15 protein-coding genes are annotated in these 19,090 nt (G+C 62.4%); 9 read left to right on the top strand and 6 right to left on the bottom strand.

The genetic code is table 11. The annotated features are described in order from the left end of the window. Positions 1 to 42: 42 nt before the first annotated feature. The 3 genes from E4021_RS04415 to E4021_RS04405 are packed head-to-tail and all read right to left on the bottom strand — an operon-like array spanning position 43 to position 4,477. Entirely contained in the window at positions 43 to 1,362 is a 1,320-nt protein-coding gene (locus tag E4021_RS04415; RefSeq protein ID WP_136456716.1) for a cation:proton antiporter domain-containing protein, read from the bottom strand. A 19-nt stretch (positions 1,363 to 1,381) separates the two neighbouring features. Then, positions 1,382 to 2,107 carry a hypothetical protein gene (locus E4021_RS04410; protein ID WP_136456714.1) on the bottom strand — a complete coding sequence of 242 codons (726 nt, stop codon included), beginning with the start codon at positions 2,105 to 2,107 and terminating at the stop codon, positions 1,382 to 1,384. Positions 2,108 to 2,110: 3 nt separating this feature from the next. Next, on the bottom strand, positions 2,111 to 4,477 hold the full coding sequence (locus E4021_RS04405) for a hypothetical protein (RefSeq protein ID WP_136456712.1): 2,367 nt from the start codon (positions 4,475 to 4,477) through the stop codon (positions 2,111 to 2,113). A 134-nt stretch (positions 4,478 to 4,611) separates the two neighbouring features. On the opposite strand from E4021_RS04405, the gene E4021_RS04400 reads away from it, so the two are divergent. After that, positions 4,612 to 5,040, top strand: coding sequence for a Dabb family protein (locus E4021_RS04400; RefSeq protein ID WP_136456710.1), 429 nt, complete (start codon positions 4,612 to 4,614; stop codon positions 5,038 to 5,040). A gap of 151 nt (positions 5,041 to 5,191) precedes the next feature. Here E4021_RS04400 and E4021_RS04395 read toward each other — a convergent pair whose 3' ends face one another. After that, the gene (locus E4021_RS04395) at positions 5,192 to 5,947 is read right to left on the bottom strand and encodes a DUF3891 family protein (protein ID WP_136456708.1); all 756 of its coding nucleotides are present in this window, start codon (positions 5,945 to 5,947) and stop codon (positions 5,192 to 5,194) included. 165 nt (positions 5,948 to 6,112) lie between these two features. On the opposite strand from E4021_RS04395, the gene E4021_RS04390 reads away from it, so the two are divergent. From E4021_RS04390 to E4021_RS04375, 4 genes are all read left to right on the top strand, one after another. Further along, positions 6,113 to 6,871 (top strand): bestrophin-like domain, encoded by a 759-nt coding sequence (locus E4021_RS04390; protein ID WP_136456706.1) that lies wholly within the window; start codon positions 6,113 to 6,115, stop codon positions 6,869 to 6,871. 24 nt (positions 6,872 to 6,895) lie between these two features. Next, a complete protein-coding gene (locus tag E4021_RS04385; protein ID WP_136456704.1) occupies positions 6,896 to 7,654 on the top strand; it encodes a bestrophin-like domain in 759 nt (252 codons plus the stop codon). A 114-nt stretch (positions 7,655 to 7,768) separates the two neighbouring features. Then, a complete protein-coding gene (locus tag E4021_RS04380; RefSeq protein WP_211096973.1) occupies positions 7,769 to 8,785 on the top strand; it encodes an LLM class flavin-dependent oxidoreductase in 1,017 nt (338 codons plus the stop codon). A gap of 153 nt (positions 8,786 to 8,938) precedes the next feature. Beyond that, on the top strand, positions 8,939 to 9,796 hold the full coding sequence (locus E4021_RS04375; RefSeq protein WP_136456700.1) for a glycoside hydrolase family 16 protein: 858 nt from the start codon (positions 8,939 to 8,941) through the stop codon (positions 9,794 to 9,796). A gap of 31 nt (positions 9,797 to 9,827) precedes the next feature. Here the strand turns inward: E4021_RS04375 and E4021_RS04370 are convergent, their stop codons facing one another. Both E4021_RS04370 and E4021_RS04365 read right to left on the bottom strand, forming a co-directional pair. Then, a complete protein-coding gene (locus E4021_RS04370) occupies positions 9,828 to 10,844 on the bottom strand; it encodes a cation transporter (protein ID WP_211096961.1) in 1,017 nt (338 codons plus the stop codon). Continuing rightward, positions 10,841 to 11,275 (bottom strand): transporter substrate-binding domain-containing protein, encoded by a 435-nt coding sequence (locus tag E4021_RS04365; protein WP_136456698.1) that lies wholly within the window; start codon positions 11,273 to 11,275, stop codon positions 10,841 to 10,843. The genes E4021_RS04370 and E4021_RS04365 overlap by 4 nt, the downstream gene beginning before the upstream one ends. Positions 11,276 to 11,514: 239 nt before the next feature. On the opposite strand from E4021_RS04365, the gene E4021_RS04360 reads away from it, so the two are divergent. From E4021_RS04360 to E4021_RS04345, 4 genes are all read left to right on the top strand, one after another. After that, a complete protein-coding gene (locus tag E4021_RS04360) occupies positions 11,515 to 14,253 on the top strand; it encodes an alpha-L-rhamnosidase (protein ID WP_136456696.1) in 2,739 nt (912 codons plus the stop codon). A 74-nt stretch (positions 14,254 to 14,327) separates the two neighbouring features. Continuing rightward, positions 14,328 to 16,289 carry a DUF6807 family protein gene (locus tag E4021_RS04355; RefSeq protein WP_136456694.1) on the top strand — a complete coding sequence of 654 codons (1,962 nt, stop codon included), beginning with the start codon at positions 14,328 to 14,330 and terminating at the stop codon, positions 16,287 to 16,289. A 27-nt stretch (positions 16,290 to 16,316) separates the two neighbouring features. Continuing rightward, the gene (locus E4021_RS04350; protein ID WP_136456692.1) at positions 16,317 to 17,705 is read left to right on the top strand and encodes a Gfo/Idh/MocA family protein; all 1,389 of its coding nucleotides are present in this window, start codon (positions 16,317 to 16,319) and stop codon (positions 17,703 to 17,705) included. After that, positions 17,695 to 19,089 (top strand): putative oxidoreductase C-terminal domain-containing protein, encoded by a 1,395-nt coding sequence (locus E4021_RS04345; RefSeq protein ID WP_211096960.1) that lies wholly within the window; start codon positions 17,695 to 17,697, stop codon positions 19,087 to 19,089. Before E4021_RS04350 ends, E4021_RS04345 begins: the two co-directional genes overlap by 11 nt. The last annotated feature ends 1 nt before the right edge of the window (position 19,090 follow it).

The following is a 19,090-nucleotide window of genomic DNA, read 5'->3' as shown; positions in this document are numbered from 1 at the left end:
GCACCTGCGACCCCGCCGCCTACCCTTTATCGGTAGCTTACTCTATTCGTGCGATTTCGATTCTACCACGGCATCGGAAAGGGTGGGGGCCTTCCAGCGCTCGTAGCCCACTGGGGCGTCCGCTACCTTGCGGATGGCGGAGGTGGTTCGCTTCTTGTCGACCACCATGGCCAGGGTCATGATCAGGCTGGTACCGATGATGATGAACAGCAGTACGCCGGGCTCAAAATTGGCAATGGACGCCTCGGTGGGAATGGCGTAGAACAGCAGCACGGTAATCAGTCCGCGCGGGGCCACGAACAACTGCGGCAGGATGTCGGAACCGATGAAGATGCGCAGGACCACGAAGCGGATCACGTAAATGCTCAGGATAATGAGCAGGCTCACAATGGCCACGTCGACGCTTAGCAGGGAAGAGAGGGTGATGGTCACCCCGAAGATGACGAAGAAGAAGGTACGCACCACGAAGGCCGTTTCCACCGTCACCACGTGCAGTCCCTCGTAAATGTGTAAAGCCTTTTTGTAGTTGAGCAACTTCTTGAGTGGCCCGCGGAAGAACAGCCGCATGTTGGCGATGAGGAGCCCGAAGATGAGTATGATGATCAGCGACGACAGGTGCAGCCGCTTGCCGACGGCGTAGAGCAGCAGCAACACGGCGATCAGCAGGAAGAGCTTGACGTGGCTCTTGATGTTCTGGAAGATGAGCACGATGGCGTAGCTGGCGATGAGCGACAGCACGATGGTCAGCACCACGTTGCCGAAGAAGGCCAGTCCGCCCCCCGTATGCTCCACCACGTCCAGCGTCTCGCCCGCGGCCTCCGAGATGGGCAACTGGCTGGTCAGGAAGTAAAAGAGCATGATGCCGAGGATGTCGGAAAAGGTGCTTTCATAGATGTGGAACTCGCGCTTGTGGCCCTTCAGGCCGGTAACGCTGGGGATGATGATGGCGCTCGACAGGATGGACAGCGGGGTGGCGTACAGCCAGGCGCTTTGGGTGGTCATGCCGTCGATGAAGCGCTCGAGGATGATGGCGGCCACCCAGGTCGAGGCACCCAGGCCCACGAGGGCCACCACGAGGGCTTTGCCGATGGCCAGGTACTTGTCGCGTTCCAGCTTGAGCTCCAGCGCGGCCTCGAGCACGATCATGATCAGGCCGATGATGCCGAGGATCTCCAGGATCGGAAAGAAATTGAGGTTGCCGAAGCCGAAGGCGTCGAGACCCAGCTTGATGAGGATGCCCAGGATGATGAGCATCAGCACGGAAGGGATATTCGTACGCTTGGACACCTCGCCGAAGAAGAACGAGAGGATGATGATGACCGAGGCCTCGATGATGAGCAGGTAGGGATCTACGGATTGCATGGCGGATGATTCAGTGCGCTTAGCGCTGGGCGATGGTGGCGGGGTATCCCCACTCCTGGAGCAGGCTGAGTAATTCGGAGAGGTGTTTTTCCTCGCGCACCGACAGGCGTACCTGGATGTCGCGGGTGCCGTATTCGGCGTAGGACAGTTCCGGGCGGAAACTGCGGTCGAGGTAAGGCGTGGAGGTAAGCCGGTCGAGGAGGTCGGTCAGCGGGTCGCGGGCGTCCTTCGCGGCCACCAGGTTCAGCTGGTAGTAACCCCCGATATCTTTACCGGTGACAAGGCTGTAGCCTTCGGTCAGCAGGGTGGTGTAGTTTACGAAGTGGAGCCCCTCGCCGGTCTGCAGGTACAGCCCGATGCGGTTGATCCGGCTGATGACCCCCGTGAAGCGGTCCGTCTTCATCCGCTTACCCACGCCGATGAGTGGGGTGCCGAGGATGATGCGCCCGCTGAGGTAGTCGCGCAGGCGTGCAAAGCCGGCCAGTATCAGCAGGGCCAGGATCACCCCGTGGAGCAGGGGATTAACGAAGACGAAGAGGGTGGCCATCACCAGCAGGGTGATCGGCTCGTAGTACAGGAGAAAGGCCGCGATGACGTTATGGGCCCCGGCCCGCACGCCCTGGGTACGGCGGGTGCGCTGGAGGCGGTCGCGCAGCAGCGACAGCAGCGCGTAGGTGCCGTAGAGGATGACCGCGGCGAGGATCAGGTCTACCCAGGTTAGATCGGGGAGTTCATAGGCTTCCATCGCTTAGCTTGAGTAGTTGAGGTAGGATTCGGCCTCTAGCATCTTGCCGAGGTCGTTGACCACGCTTTCCGTGATCTCAAGGTTGCCGTCGGGGTGGCGCGTCACCAGTCCGATGCGGATGAGCCGCTGCAGGATGCTGGCGTACCGTTCGGCGTAGGCGGGTCCGAAGAGCTTGCGCAGCCGGTAGTCGCGGACCTGTTTCTCCAGCAGGATGGTACTGAGCAGCGGTGCCGTGTCCGGGGACAGAAAGGCGGGCAGACTGTAGCGGCGTCCGGTGGACTGCACCACCCGTTCGTCGTCGTAGCGCTCGGTGTAGTAGGCCCAGCGGTTGATCGTTTCCCCTACGTTGCCGTCGGTGGCGCGGAAGATGCGCTTGACCATTTTGTTGAAAGCCGCATCACTGACGGGCTCACCGTCGGCGTCGACGAGCAGCTTGTGGGTGGCGCCGTGGCGGATCCGGACGGCCCGGATCATATCCTCGGCGGAGAAGTCGTCGAGACTGATGCGCGATTGAAATACGCGGCCCACGTCGAGGTAGCGGTTGAGGTGGTGGTAGACGGCGTTGCTGGTGGAGACCAGGTAGAAGATCCGCCCCGAGTAGTCGTCAATGTGCTCGCCCAAGGCCCGTACGTTGGCGGCGAGGGTAGTCTCGGCGTCGGTCCAGGTTTCCAGGTCGTCGATCCAGACCATTGGGCGGCTCTGCACGGTGTACTTTTCCACGAAGGCCAGCGCGGCGCTCAGGTCGCCAGTGGTGGGGGTACGCCGGCCCTGGACCATCACGCTGGAATGGGGTTGCAGGCGAATGGTATTTCCGGCAAAAAAGCGATTGGTGATAAGTTCGCCGAACAGCGTCTTGCCGGCCAGGCGGTTGCCGGTCAGGATGACCGAACCGCGGAAGCCGAGTTTCCAGTTCTGGATCAGTTCTTTCAGATGGGCGGTTTCCCGTTCCCGGCCGACGAGGAAAGATTCCCCGATGTAACCCCGGGTTATGAGGATATTAGTATAGGCGGCGTTGTCGGGAGTGAGGGTGCGCTGCCGGATTACCCGGACGGTCTTCTCGCTGGCGGAGAGTTTGTCTTCCCGGGCCGCGGCACCCAGGAATTGGCTCACCCCGGAGGCGTGCCGATGCAACCATTCCTGCACGGTGGTGATCCAGCGGCCCTGCCGGCGGGTGAAGACGTCGATGCCCGACTGCAGGGGCAGGGGCAGGAACCCCGGATCGGGCCGGTAGACGGAAGTGAGCTGAAGGTCCTGCCGGATCCGTTCTTCCAGCCGGTGGCGCAGGGCGGTAAACTGGTCGCGTCTTTTCTCGGTCTTTTCCAGGAAGACGGCCAGCGGCTGGGCCAGCTGATTGTTGTCGATGGAAACCTCGTGGCCGGCCTTCAGCTCCGTAGCCAGGAGGAGGGCGCGGTTGCGCACGTTGGCCACGGCTACGTTGAGCCCGTTGTTGATCTGTTCGCTCAGCTCCCAAAGTTCGTAGATGATCGGCATGATCTCCGCGCTGACCCACTGGTCGGTGGAGCGGCGGAAATTGATCTCCTTGTACTTCAGCAGGCCGCCTTCGGAGGCTACCGTCACGCGCTGCTTTTCGCTGAAGCGGGCGATCAGTGCATTGACCCGGTTGGTGTAGTGGTCGAGCCGATTGGGGGGCGTTTCACCGTTCGCGTAGTCTTCCAGGCGGGAGGCCACCACGCCCGGCCGGTCGGGTTCCGTATCGCCTTCCCGCAGGAAAGTGATGATCTCTTCCGCCCGGTGCTGGGCCCGGGTAGTGACTTCCTCGGTCACGGCGATGGTCTCCTTCAAAAGGGCACGCAGTTCACCGAATCCGTCGGCCTTCCGCGACAACTGGGAGTATTCGGTCGACAGGGCGGTCGACTGCCCGGCGATCTCCTCCAGCTGGTGGCGGTAGAGCGGCCAGGGGTTGTGCTGCAGTTTCCAGGCGTTGAGCTGACGCCGCCGCTGCTTTTCATTCCTTTTCAGGGCGTCGAGCTGGGCATTGTGGTCGGCATCCCAATCGGCCAGTGCCTCCGCCAGGGCTTCCCGCGAGCGTCGGTACAGCTGGTTGACGGCCTCTTCGTCGGTCTTGCCTTCCCGTACGAGCAGGGTGGCAATCTGCAGTTGCAGCTGTACGTCGCGGTACAGCAGCAGAAAGTGCTTGGCGCGCTCCGCCCATACGAAATGGGTCAGCCGGCATTCCAGGTTGGTGAAATCTTCGTCCTCGCCCACCGGACAAGCATCCCCCCGGGCAATCATGGCCGTGGCCATCTCGCGGGTATGGCGGGCCAGCTGCTCGACCCGCCCCGCGGGGTCAACGTCGGCCAGGGCACGTTCGGCGGTTGTGGAGAAGGAAATGGGCAGGTCGGCGGTCATGGCGGCAATATAGCCACCTGCCACCAAGCGCGACGATGAATAATGACCCTCAGGGGCCACCTGCGCAGGGTCACAATTAGGCCCGGACCGGTGGTAAGGCCACCTTTTTTCCCGGCCCGACTTACCTTCGGGACATGAATATCCTGCGCCTCTTACCACTCCTCCTTCTCGGCCTGCTCACCGCCTGCCAGGAAGAACTTCCCCCACCCGCCGTTGAAACACCCCCGACCATGGAGGACGACCGTACCGCTTCCCCCGACAGCCTGCTGCGCCACGCCGTTTTCTTTGCCTTCAAGGACGACGCCACGCCCGCCCAGATCGATAGCGTACAGCAGGCGTTCAGCGCCCTGCCCGAGCAAATCGAGCAGATCCGCGACTTCGAATGGGGCGTGAACAACAGTCCGGAAGGCCTGAACAAGGGTTTCACCCACGCCTTCTTCCTGACCTTTCACAGCGAGGCGGACCGCGATGCTTACCTGCCGCACCCGGCCCACCAGGAGTTCGGGCGCATCCTGGGTCCCCACCTTAAAGATGTCTTCGTAGTGGATTACTGGACGCGCTAGCGGATAACTACCACGCCGACGGACCATCGCGTAGCCCGGATACTTGCCTGATTCCGGGCTCGCCCTTTTCCGCCGCGGTCGCGGGTGCCATGTTTGTTGCTGCTGCCGGCCGGACCGGTTCCTGACCAATCCCGCCGGAATGCTGCCTGGATTATTCCGCCGCGGGGATGTTTCCTTTGACGAACACCCATTCGCGTAACTCGGGCAGGGTGCCGGCCAGCGCCTCACCCAGGGCCTTGCCGCTGCTGAAAGTGAGCTTGTCCAGGACGTAGGATTCCACCGATACCTTGACGCGATCTTCGGCAAAGCACCAGGGGGTCAGGTTGATTTCGTCCGTTTCCGGATGCTGATTGACGAAGGTGGCCTCACCGAGTCCTTCGTTCACCTCCAGCCGGCGCCCCACGGCGGGCAGTTCTTCCCCGCAGAGGATCAGCGACAGGCGGTCGCAGAAGCGCAAGCGGCCGTAGGTGGTTTCCAGCAGTTCGGCCGGCCATCCCCGGGCCTTGAGCACCTTCTTGCGCTTGTCGGCGATGCGGCGCAGCAGCTTCTTCAGCCGCGCGTCTACGGCCTCCCCGTCGTACAGGTATTCGTAGTGCCGGCCGATAACCAGCCCCGTCCACAGGTGCTTGCGATAGGCGTCGGCCAGCAGGTGTTCGGCCTGTTCGCTCCGCTGGGATTCATTCATGCGCAATAGTGTGAAATCCTTTGGGGCACCCCGCTCCGTCAGGTAGTCGCCGCTACTGAAGTCGATCTGGTGGTCGTCGTGCTGCGCCACGGCCAGTAGGGTGGGCAGGGCCAGGGCGGGGGGCACTACGCGCGGCAAATGGGTGTACAGGTCAGCGGCCAGAAGGCCGTGGGCGGGGTGGAGGGTGATGCGCCATCCGTCGGGGTGGGGGCGTACAAGCATACGGTCGGTAACTGAAGGGGCCGAGGCACTCGGCTCCCTTCGGTAACCGCGAAAGCGGTACGGATGATCGGTGCGTGGCAGGGTGCGGCCCGGTGGGGGCGGCACGAAAATGTATTGTTGCGCAGGAAGGGCAGGGGCCTATATTCGTGGCGGAAAACCCGCTGCATGTACCACCTTAACAGTCTAGTAATCGTCGCGATCCTCTTTTGTCTGATCGTGGCGGCGGACATGATCGGCCTCTGGTTGGGGCAGCGGGCCCGTAAGAACTCGGACAGCGACGTCAAGTCGCAGACTTCGGCCATCCAGGGCGGTATCATCGGCATGTTGGCCCTGATCCTTGGCTTTACCTTCAATATGTCGATCCAGCGATACGACAGCCGCGCGGGAGCCGAAGTGGAAGAGGCCAACGCCATCGGCACCGCCAAACTGCGGGCCGCCCTGCTACCGGAGCCCCACCACGCCGCGGCCGTCGCGGCGATCGACGAATACATTGACCTGCGCCTCGAGAGCAGCCACGTCGACCTTACCCGACTGGAAGAACGCAAGGCACTAAACACCCGCAGCGGGGAGTTGCAAAAGCGCATCTGGGACATCGGGGTAGCCGCCGCGGATGCCTCGCCCAGTCCGGTACGCAGCGGCTACTTCCTGACCTCCGTTAACGACATGATCGACGCCCAGGGGCGGCGGCTGGACGTACTGAACCGGCACGTGCCGCCGACTATCTTTTACCTCTTGTTCATTTTTTTCATGGCCACGGGCGGCCTGATTGGCTATTCCACCGGACTGGGCCAGCGCCGCTCCCGCGTGCCCGCCCTGATCCTCAACCTGCTCATCTGCCTGCTGGTCTTTATCATCATCGACCTGGACCGGCCGCGCCGGGGCCTGATCGAGGTCAAGCAGGATAGTATGGAAGCCCTCCGCTAAACTCCCGTCATCATCCAATTTGATATGTACAGCCTGAACAGCGTCCTGATTGCCGTCGTCCTATTTCTGCTTATCGTCGCCGCCAACGAACTGGGCGTGCGCATCGGCGGCCACTACCTCGACCGCTCCGACAGCGACGTGAAGTCACAGACTTCCGCCATCCAGGGCGGGGTGCTCGGTATGCTGGCCCTCATCCTGGGCTTCACCTTCAGCATGTCGATCCAGCGCTACGACGTCCGGTCGGGAGCCGAAGTGGCCGAAGCCAACGCCATCGGCACCGCCGAGTTGCGGACCGCCCTGCTACCTGACCCCTACAGCAGTCAGGCCCAGGCGGCGATCGACGAATACATTGCCCTACGACTCCGCAGTGCCGGTGTAGACCTTACCCACCGGGAGGAACGCAAGGTGCTGAACGTCGAGACCACCGCCCTGCAACAGCGCATCTGGACCATTGGGGTGGCGGCAGCCGAGGCCAATCCGAATCCCGTCAAGACCGGCTATTTTCTCACGGCCGTGAACGATATGATCGACGCCTACGGCAGCCGGATCGACGCCCTGCAGCGCCACGTGCCGCCGGCTATTTTCTATCTGCTGTTCACCTTCTTCATCGCCTCCGGGGGGCTCATCGGGTATTCCAGCGGACTGGGCCAGCGCCGCTCCCGCGCCCCCGCCCTGATCCTGAACCTGCTGATCTGTCTGCTGGTCTTCATCATCATCGACCTCGACCGGCCGCGCCGCGGGGTGATCCAGGTGCGGCAGGATAGTATGGAGGCCCTGCGCTGAGATACGGGTAAAACGGGTCGGTCTCCGACTGCCGTTGACGGTACACAGACAACCAATCGGGACGGGAAGTGTCTTCCTTTCCCCAGTGAATTTGTTCCCTAGACCGAGTGCATGATGTCTGAAAATCCCCCTTCTGGCCTTCCCTTTTCCGTCCTCGACCTGGCCACCGTAGGCGAGGGCCACACGCCCGCCGACACCTTCCGCAACAGCCTGGACCTGGCACGCCACGTCGAACGACTCGGGTACACCCGCTTCTGGGTATCCGAGCATCACAATATGGCCGGGGTGGCCAGTTCCGCTCCGCCCGTCCTGATCGGCTACCTGGCCGGGGGCACCCAGACCATCCGGGTAGGATCCGGCGGTATCATGCTGCCGAATCATTCTCCCCTGGTGGTGGCCGAGCAGATGGGTACGTTGGCGACGCTGTACCCCGGGCGCATTGACCTCGGACTGGGTCGCGCCCCCGGTACCGACCCCGTTGCCTCGCGGGCAATTCGCGGGGTACGCTTCGACGCCGGGCAGGACTTTCCCCGCGACATTCAACAATTGCAGGCCTATTTTTCCGCCGACAATCGCCACGCCCCGGTGCGGGCCATCCCCGGTGAGGGGCTAGACATCCCGATCTACATCCTGGGGTCGAGTACCGAAAGCGCCTACCTCGCCGGTCTGCTGGGCCTGCCCTACGCCTTCGCCAGTCATTTTGCCCCTACGCAGCTTTTCGCGGCCCTGAAGCGCTACCGCGACAATTTCCGGCCCTCCGCGGTGCTTGCCGAGCCCTACGCCATTGCCTGCGTCAACGTAGTGGCCGCCGACACGGACGCCGAAGCGGAGCACCTGGGTACCACCCTCCAGCAATTGATGCTCGGCGTGGTCACCGGCAAGCGACAACTGATGCAGCCGCCCGTTGATTCCATGGACCACTTGTGGTCGCCGGCCGAGCGGCAGTACGTCGAGCAAATGTTGGCGGTTTCCTTCATCAGCGGACCGGAGCGCTTGGAAAAGGACATTGCCCATTTTCTCCAGCAGACCCAAGTCAACGAGCTCATGGCCGTATCCCACATCTACGACCACCAGGCCAGACTCAAATCCTATGAGTTGCTGGCCGGAGTGCTGCGGGGTGTGCCAGCCTGATCAGGTTGGTAGGTGGGGGTGTTCCATCAGCGGGGCGGACGGCGCGCGGGTGCCATGGGCTTAACCGTGAGCCAGGCCGGGTGGTCAACAGCCGATTATCCGGGTGTAATTCCGCAAGCGTAAATTTCCGCCCGAACCCCCAATGATCTGCGCATGCGGTCGGAATTCCTGTACTTCTTGATTTTACTGACGGTCCAGTCCTGTACGCCGGACCGGCCGGGTGAGCCTCCCCTGGAACCTTTTCCCGTGCCGACGGGCTACCGCCTCGTGTGGTCCGACGAATTCGACCGGGGAAGCCGGCCGGATACGACGAACTGGAGCTACGAGCGGGGATTCGTCCGCAATCGCGAAGACCAGTGGTACCAGGAGGACAACGCCCGGGTGGAAAACGGATTCCTGGTGATCGAGGGGCGCCGGGAACGGAAGCCGAATCCCACCCACCGACCCGGTAGCGACGACTGGCGCCACGTTCGGCCGGAGATCGAGTACACCTCCTCGAGCATCAATACCCGGGGCAAAGGCGAATGGCGCTACGGCCGCTTCGAGATGCGCGGCAAGATCCCGGTGGGGCAGGGCATCTGGCCGGCCTGGTGGACGCTCGGCACGCAGGGGGACTGGCCCGGCAACGGTGAAATCGACATAATGGAGTACTACCAGGATCAGTTGCTGGCCAACATCGCCAGCCGCGGGGCGGATGGGCAGGCCTTGTGGTTCGACCGGCGGATCCCGCTGGACAGCCTGGGTGGGGCGCAGTGGGCCGATCAATTTCACGTTTGGCGCATGGACTGGGACGAAAACGCAATCGCCCTCTACGTCGACGACAGTTTACTCAATCGGCAGCCGATGGAGGAGTTGGCCAACCGCGATGGTTCGAACTTTCATCCTTTCCGGCAGCCGCACTACATGCTGCTGAACCTGGCGCTCGGCGGGACGAACGGCGGACCGCTAGAGGAAGCGCAGTTGCCGGCCCGGCTGGTGGTAGATTACGTCAGGGTGTACCAGCCGGAATGAAGGTGCATACCACCCGGCAGGGCAGTTGGGTTTAGCCCTGCACCCGCGCTCCGCCGCCAGAAAATTCGCCCTCAGAGTGGGAAGAGGGCACGTCGCGGTAATCTTCAAAGGACTGCACCGGCATCAGGGTAACGTCATGCAGTTTCCAGTGCATAGCCAGCAGCTCCTCGCGCCCTTTGGCGATGCGGTTCACGAGCTCCCGGTGGTCGCGGGGAACGAACAAAACCTCCCCGTAATACACCTGTCCGTTTTCCCGGAACCTCACGCGGGCCTCGGCCACCCACGGCCACTTTTTTACCCGCTCGTGTACCTGAGCGATCAGGGGGTCCTTGGCCTTCTCACCGACAACCTCCGGGTAGCGATCGAGCATGTCCTGAGTGGCGGCCCGCAGGTTTTGGAAGCCATCCTTCAAAACTGAACCCGAAATGAGGATAGCGGCCACGGCATCGGCCCACCAGAACCCGAGTCCCACGCCAAGGACACCCCCGATAGCCGCCAGGGCGGTGGAGTAGTCTGCTTTCTGGGTCTCGGCGTCGGTATAGAGGATTTTGTTGTGGAGGGCTTTGGCCAGGGGAAGCTTGGCGCGCCCGAGGAAGATGGCCGGCAGGGAACTGTACAACAGGGCTAGTATCATGATCCAACCCAGCCATACCTGGTGCCCTAAAAGGAAAAGAATGCCGATGGTGGGGCGCTCGCCGGTGAGCAGACTGAGGGTGGAATCGATGGCCAGGAAGCCACCCATGGCCGTGAGGGATACCGCCCCGGTTAGGTAGGCAATGCCGTAGGCGCGGTGGTAACCGTAGGGGTATTCCCGGTTCGGGGGTCGATAGTAAAAGCGGGAGGCGACCAGAAAGGCCACAGCCGGGAACATGCCCAGAATATCTTCCAGCCAGGCGGTCTTCATGGCCTGACTGGAACCCAGCACCAGGTACATCACGACCACCACGGACAGCAGGTACGCCAAGGTGATCCACTCTAGCCGCTTGGCGTGGAGCATCTGCACCTGCAAGTCCCCGGGCAGCTCGAACTGGTGCGTCTGGTAGATCATCGGGGATGGTTTAAGATGGTCTTTTCCAGTTCGTACAGCAACCGGTTTTCCCCCTTGGGAATGAGTAGGACGTGCGTGCTGTCGTAGGGGGCGCTGAAACCGGCCTTGGATTGCCATATGGAACCTTTTTCAAATCCACCGATGGCTATGTGCAGTAATCTGTTTTCCAGCATTTTAACGAGGGTGGATTCACTGCCTTTTCGGTAGCTGATCCTTAATCCTTGGGCCACGGCAAAGTCCTCCAATAGGGCCACCTCGAGGCCGCTCGGCCGGTCGCCCTGCAAGATGACGAAGGGCGAATTATCCGTGACGCCGACTTGCAGTGCGGTCTGCCTGGCCGCGTCCAGTGAACCGGCGGGGTCCTTCGGAATGTCGCAACGGGTGAGGAGCAGGGGTGCCAGCAGGAGAGTACAGCCACCAATGATTTTCATAGGCAGGGTCTTTGCGCCGGTCAGGTCGCCCGACACGGTGCTAAGTATAAAACAGGGGCGGAGCGGGGAGGTGCGGACAAACTGGACCTCCAGTTATAATAGCGTGTGGGAATTCTGATACTTGAGCGTGCCCACCCGGGCGCTTGGAGTAGAGCGTGCCCTACCTCCGGGACAGAGCAGGATAGTGGATTGGCGTGCGATCGGATATATTAGGGGGTCGATCACTGCAAACCACGCTTATGCATTTCGTAATTCTTCTTTGGCTCCTTGGATCCGTTATCCTTCAGGCACAAGGGGTGAGCGTAGCGGATCTGCGCTTCGAACAGCAGGCCGAAACTTTGGGGGTGGGGGAGACCCAACCCCGGTTCAGCTGGAAGCTGGTAAGCGACACCCGCGACGTGATGCAGATGGCCTACCAGATCCGGGTGGCCCACAACGAATTCGACCTGCAGCGGGGTCGCAGGTTAAGCTGGGACAGCGGCCGCGTAGGATCGGATCAGTCGGTTCTGGTGCCCTATGGCGGTCCGGCACCGGAGTCTCGCGAGACCTACTTCTGGCAGGTGCGCGTGTGGGACAACCACGGCAACGATTCCGGCTGGAGCGCTCCGGCCCGTTGGGAGATGGGGCTGCTGCGGCCCGAGGACTGGTCGGCCACCTGGATACAGCCGGTGGAATCCGGAGACCAGGATACGTCGCCGCCCGCTCCCTATCTGCGGCGCGAATTTCAGCTCGGCAATAACGTCGCATCCGCCCGGCTCTACGTCACCAGTCACGGACTGTACGCCGCCGAGATCAACGGGCAGCGGGTGGGCGACCAACTGCTCACACCCGGGTGGACAGCTTACCAGGAGCGACTGCAGTACCAGACTTACGACGTGACCGAGCAACTGCGCACCGGCGAAAACGCGATCGGCGTGACCCTGGCCGACGGCTGGTACCGTGGCAACCTCGGTTGGGCCGGTAACCGGGGGGTGTATGGAGACGATTTGGCCCTGCTACTGCAACTGGAAGTGACGTACCGTAATGGACGCACCGATAGGATAATAAGCGACGGAAATTGGAGCAGTACTTCCAGCGGCCCCATCCGTTCCGCCGACATCTACAACGGCATCGCTTACGATGCCCGCCGGGAGATGCCGGGCTGGTCGACCGCTGGATACCAAGGCGAGAAATGGGAGCCGGTATCGGAAGTCGACCATTCCAAGGAAGTGCTGGTGGAGCCGGTAGGCCCCCCGGTAAGGATCACCGAAGTACTCCAGCCGCGGGAAATACTTTACACCCCGGAAGGGGATACCGTGATCGACTTCGGACAAAATCTGGTCGGTCGACTCCGCTTCACGGTGGACGGCCCCAGTGGCCGGACCGTCACCGTACACCACGCCGAGGTGCTCGACAAGGAAGGCAATTTCTATACGGCCAACCTGCGCACGGCACAGCAGGAGATCCGCTATACCCTCGCTGGGGGCGGACCGGAGACCTTCGCGCCGCCCTTCACCTTCATGGGCTTCCGGTATGTACGGCTCCGGGACTGGCCCGGCACGCCCCGGCTGGAGGATTTTCGGGCGGAGGTTATGCATTCGGCGATGGAGCGGACGGGTACGTTTTCGAGTTCGGATTCCCTGATCAACCAGCTGCAGCGCAACATCCGCTGGGGGCAGCGCGGCAACTTCGTCGACGTGCCCACGGACTGCCCGCAGCGCGACGAACGCCTGGGCTGGACGGGCGATGCGCAGGCCTTTGCCCGTACGGCAGCCTTTAACTACGATGTATCGGGATTCTTCCGGAAGTGGCTGCGGGACCTTGCCGCCGACCAGTTGCCGTCGGGAGCCGTACCCCACGTCGTGCCCAACGTACTGGGAGCCGGGGCGTCGGGCGCAGCCGGCTGGGCCGACGTGGCGACCATCGCCCCCTGGACCCTGTACCTCGCTTACGGCGACGAGCGCGTGTTGGAGGAGCAGTACGCGAGTATGCAGGACTGGGTAAAATACATGGAACAGACGGCCGGCGACGACCTGCTCTGGAATACGGGCGATCACTTTGGCGACTGGCTGTTCTACAGCCGCAGCGACGACCCCTCCGGCGTTTCGGCCATCACCGACAAGTACCTGATCGCCCAGGCCTTTTTCATTCACTCCACCGATCTGCTAGCCCGCACCGCCGAGGTGCTGGGAAAGACCGCCGACGCAAACCGGTACCGTGACCTCGCCGGAAAACTCCGCCAGGCCTTCCGCGACGAATACGTGACCCCGAGCGGCCGACTCGTGAGCAGCACGCAGACGGCCTATGTGCTGGCCCTCGCCTTCGACCTCTTGCCGGAAGACTTGCGCCCCGCCGCCGCCCAGCGACTGGTCGAAAACGTGAAACGCTATGGTCACCTCACCACCGGCTTCCTCGGTACACCCCACCTCTTGCACGTGCTGACCCGTTTTGGCCACGCGGACACGGCCTACGAATTGCTTCACCGCACGGAATACCCTTCCTGGCTCTACCCCGTGACCCGCGGGGCCACCACCATCTGGGAGCGGTGGGACGGAATCAAGCCAGACTCCACCTTCCAGAACGTGGGCATGAACTCCTTCAACCATTACGCTTATGGTGCAGTGGGCGACTGGCTTTATCGGCGGGCGGCCGGACTGGATACCGACGAAGCATCTCCAGGATACAAACGCCTGATACTTCAGCCTCGGCCGGGAGGAACCCTCTCCCAGGCCCGGGCCAAACTGGAAACGCCCTACGGATCGGCGGAGAGTGGCTGGACGACGGGTCCGGACGGCCGCTACTTCACCGTGACCGTGCCCCCCAACACCACCGCCGAGCTGCACTTGCCGGACGCTCAACTGGAGAACGTACGGCTGGAGGACGAGATCCTGCAAACCGGCAACGGCATTCACGAAACCCGCCAGTCCGGCCCCGACACCGTCGTGAAACTTGGATCGGGCACCTACCGCTTTTACGCTCCCGCCGCGAACTCCCGGTAGTCGCGAAATGAGTTACGCAATCGATGGACTAATTCCCCCTCACGGGCTATCTTCCCTTCCAAAGTCAACACCCCTTGCAGATTTTACCCCGCCTCACCTTCTTCTCCGGCCTGCTCTTTAGCCTGGGTGCCCTCCTGGCACAGTCCGGCGGCGGTCCGACCTTTACCGTAGATTCCGGCCCTTACGAAAGAATGGAAACGCTGGTCTGCACGGAACTTCCCGACACGATGCTGGACCGACTTTCCAATCCGGCCCTGTACGAAATAAGGGGGAACGACCGCGTTCCGGTGAGGATGCAACGCGAGGGCAGCCAGCTGTGCTGGACCCTCACGGGCAAGACTCCCGCGAATACGAAGCGGCGTTACGTGCTGGGCGGGGCGGGAACCGCGGGTGCCGCGAATGTGGAACAGGTGCAGGCCCGCCGGGTGGACGGGCGCGTGGAATTTGCCGCCGCTGGTCGACCCCTCTTGACCTACCAGCGCGACGCGGTGCCGGTGCCCGCCGGGGTAGATCCGATCTTTTCCCGTGGCGGCTTCATCCACCCCCTGCGGTCGCCATCCGGCGATACCCTGACCCGGATACAGCCTTCCGATCACTACCATCACTACGGGGTATGGAACCCGTGGACGCACACCGAATTTGAGGGCCGGGAACTGGACTTCTGGAACCTCGTCCGGGGCCACGGAACGGTAGTCGCCGAGGGGGTAGATGCCGTGAAAAGCGGTCCGCTACGGGCGGGCCTCACGGCCACCCACGCCTATATGGCCTTTCCGGACAGTGCCGTGCGCGAGGGTGCGCGGCAGCTGCTGGACGAACAACTTGAACTGCGCGTGCACAGCGTGGAGGAGAAGGCCTACCAGGTCGACTATACCACCACGCAACGCAACGTCACCGACCAGCCCTTCGTGGTGAAGGCCTACCGCTACCAGGGTTTCGGCTTTCGGGCGCGGCCCGACTGGGACGACGAAACCGCCAGGCTGCTTACCTCCGGCGGAAAGAATAAGGCCGACGGCAACGCCACCCGCGCCCGCTGGATGATGGTCGACGGACCTACGGACAGCGGCCGGTCGGGTATCCTGTTCCTTTCCCACCCGGACAACTACGATTCCCCGCAGACCATCCGCATCTGGCCCGTGGGCGCCAATGGGGGTAAGGAAAATGTCTTCGTCAACTTCAATCCCGCCCAGGAGATCGACTACCGCCTGCGCCCCGACGGCCAATACCGGCTGAAATACCGGATGGTAGTCTACGACGGCACGCTAGATTCCCTGGCGGCGGAGCGGTACTGGCAGGACTTCGCCCATCCGCCCCAGGTAATTCGGGAAGAGATCAGCCCCCTGGACGGCAAGCGCGTCCTGCTGTACACCCGCAACGGCAAGGGTTACGTCCACGAGAATATCCCGGCGAGCGTGGCGGCGATCGAAAAGCTAGGCGCGACCCACGGGTTTACCGTGGTAAGTACCGAGGACCCGACCTACTTCTCTGGCGACCGGCTATCGGAATTCGACCTGCTCGTGTTCTCCAATACCAACAATGATATCTTCGATACGCCGGCCCAGCACGAGGCTTTCCGTGCCTACCTCGAGGGCGGCGGCGGTTTCGTCGCCATTCATTCGGCCATTGGCTCGGAGCGCGACTGGCCGTATTTCTGGCGGGTCATTGGCGGCACTTTCTTCCGCCACCCCAAGCGGCAGGATTTTGACGTGGCGGTCATCGACGCCGACCACCCCTCCACGGATTTTCTGCCCCCGACCTGGCACATCCGCGACGAGGAGTGCTACTACATCAAGCAACTCAATCCGGCCATGCACGTCCTGCTCGCTGCCGACCTGAGCACGGTAGACGACCCCGAAGGCAAGGCCGGCTACCCCGGCGATACCTTCGGTACCAGCTTCCCCACTTCCTGGTACCTGACCAACCACGGCGGCCGGCAGTGGTACACCGCCCTCGGGCACCGCAGCGAACACTATTCCGATCCGCTTTACCTGCGCCATATCCTCGGCGGTATGGAATGGGCGGCGCGCCAATCCAATTAACTCTCTCACTCACTTAGCCAGTCCATCATGAATCGCAGGTCCTACCTCAAAAAATCCGTCGCCACCGTGGCCGCCACCCTCTGTGTACCCACCATCGTGCCCGCCTCGGTGCTCGGTAAAGACGCACCCAGCAACAAACTGCAGATCGCGCAGATCGGCTGCGGCCGCATCGCACGCGGCCATGACCTCCCCGAAACCATGCGCCACGACAGCGCGCGGGTCATCGCGGTCTGCGACCTCGACAAGCGCCGTAAGGAACTCGGCAAAACCTTCGTGGAGGACTGGTACCGCAAGGAGCGCGGCAGCGACAAGTACGTCGACGTAAAGATGTACGACGACTACCGCGAGCTGCTGGCCAATCCGGAAATCGACGGCGTCATCATCAGTACGCCCGACCACTGGCACGCCCAACCGGCCATCGAGGCGGCTCTGGCCGGCAAGGACATCTACCTCCAGAAGCCGACCTCCCTTACCATCGAAGAGGGGCGAATGATGAGCGACATCATTCACCGTACCGGCGTCGTGTTCCAGCTGGGCAGTCAGCAGCGCTCGAACGATCCGTGGCCTCAGTTCCGGCGCGCCTGCGAATTGGTGCGCAACGGGCGCATCGGCAAATTGCAGCACGTCGACATCGGCCTGCCCAGCGACCCGGCCGGCGGGGAGATGAAGCCCATGCCCATTCCCGATAACCTGAACTACGATATGTGGCTGGGTTCCACGCCCTACGTACCCTATACCGTCGATCGCGTGCATCCGCAGGACGACTTCTCCCGGCCGGGGTGGCTACGCTGCGAGCAGTTTGGTGCGGGTATGATCACCGGCTGGGGCGTCCACCACGTCGACATTGCCCACTGGGGCATGGGCACTGAATTTACGGGTCCGATCGAGGTGGAGGCCACCGCGCAGTTTCCCGAGCAGGGGTTGTGGACGGTCCACGGACCCTACCACGTGGAAAGCAAATATGCCAACGGGGTAACCATGGTAATCGACGGTGAGCTGCCCAACGGCATCCATTTTCACGGCTCCGACGGATCGATCTTCGTGTCCCGCGGCAGCGTGGGGGTGACAGCCAGCGACCCCACCTTCGGCAACAGCGAGGCGTTCAAGACCACCATTACTGACAAAGAGCAGCTGCAGCTGACGGACAGCGACATTCGCCTCTACGACAGCCATGAACAACACGGCAACTGGCTCGACTGTATGAAGACCCGCGGCCTGACCGTCTCTCCGGCCGAAGTAGCCCACCGCTCCTGCTCGGCCTGCCTGGTGTCACACATCGCCATGAAAGTGCCCGGAAAACTCTACTGGGATCCCGTCAACGAGCGCTTCAAGGACAACGACACCGCTAACCGGATGCTAAGCCGGTCGCAGCGCTATCCCTACGGCTACGAAAATATACCCGCCCTTGCCCGCTAACCGATTCGCAACCCTCGACAAGCTGAAACCCACTGCATTCAGTCTGGCCTACCTTGCCCTCTTGTTCTTCACCGGCTGTGCCACCACCGCTGACCCGATGCCCGAGCCTGAACCCGCCGCGGTGAGATTGATCACCCTGGATCCCGGTCACTTCCACGCCGCTTTGGTGCAGAAGCGAATGTATCCCCAGGTGGATTCCACGGTACACGTGTACGCCCCCGCCGGAGACGATCTGCAGCAACACCTGGACCGCATTAGCCGGTACAACGCCGGAGATCCACCCACCGGCTGGAAGCAGGAAGTGTACACCGGTCCCGACTTCCTGGACCGCATGCTGTCCGACACAGCCGGCAATGTCGTAGTCCTCTCCGGTAACAACGCCCGTAAAACCGAGTACATCCAGGCCGCGGTCGATGCGGGACTGAACGTGCTGGCCGACAAGCCGATGGTGATCGACCCCGCGGAGTACGCCATGCTGGAGTCCGCCATGGAGGAGGCCGAGGAAAAAGGATTGCTGCTCTACGACATCATGACCGAGCGCTTCGAGATTACCACCATGCTGCAGCGCGCCCTGTCCCAACAAGAGGAAGTATTCGGCGAATTGCTCACGGGCAGCGTCGAGGAGCCGGCCATTTCCAAGGAAAGCGTACACCACTTCAGCAAGCTGGTGTCCGGACAGCCCCTTACCCGGCCGGCCTGGTTCTTCGACGTCAATCAACAGGGCGAGGGGATGGTCGACGTGGCTACCCACCTGGTGGATCTGATCCTCTGGGAGACTTTCCCCGACCAGCCCATCGATACCACGGAGGTAGAAGTAGTCGATGCCCGCCGGTGGGCCACCCGCCTTACCCCTGAGCAGTTTGAGCACGTTACCGGGCAAGCGGAATTTTCCGAGTACCTGCAGTCGGCCGTCACGGACGGGGAACTGGAAGTATACGCCAACGGCTCCATCGATTTCACCGTGCGCGGGATTCACGGCCGGGCCTCCGTGATCTGGAATTACGAGGCGCCCCCCGGGGCGGCCGACACACACTATTCGGTCATGCGGGGCACCCGCTCCGACCTGGTCATCCGGCAGGACGCGCCGCAGAATTACCAACCCACCCTTTACGTGGAACCCAAGGATGGATTAACCCCCGATGCCCTGGATGCCGCGATCGCCAGTTTGCAGGACCGTTTCCCCGGCATCAGCTACCGGGCCGCCGACGCAGGCTACGAGATCGTGGTGCCCGACGCGTTGCGTACCAGCCACGAAGACCACTTCGGGCAGGTGACGGAGCAGTACCTGGATTACCTGGCCGCGGGCGAAATCCCTGAATGGGAGCGGGTGAATATGCTGACCAAGTACTTCGTCACCACCCAGGCCTACAGAATGACGCATTAAT

The sequence above is a fragment of the Neolewinella litorea genome (assembly GCF_004803465.1).
Taxonomy (GTDB): domain Bacteria; phylum Bacteroidota; class Bacteroidia; order Chitinophagales; family Saprospiraceae; genus Neolewinella; species Neolewinella litorea.
Note: the sequence above shows the minus strand (reverse complement) of the source record. Positions and strands in the feature narration are given on the sequence as shown.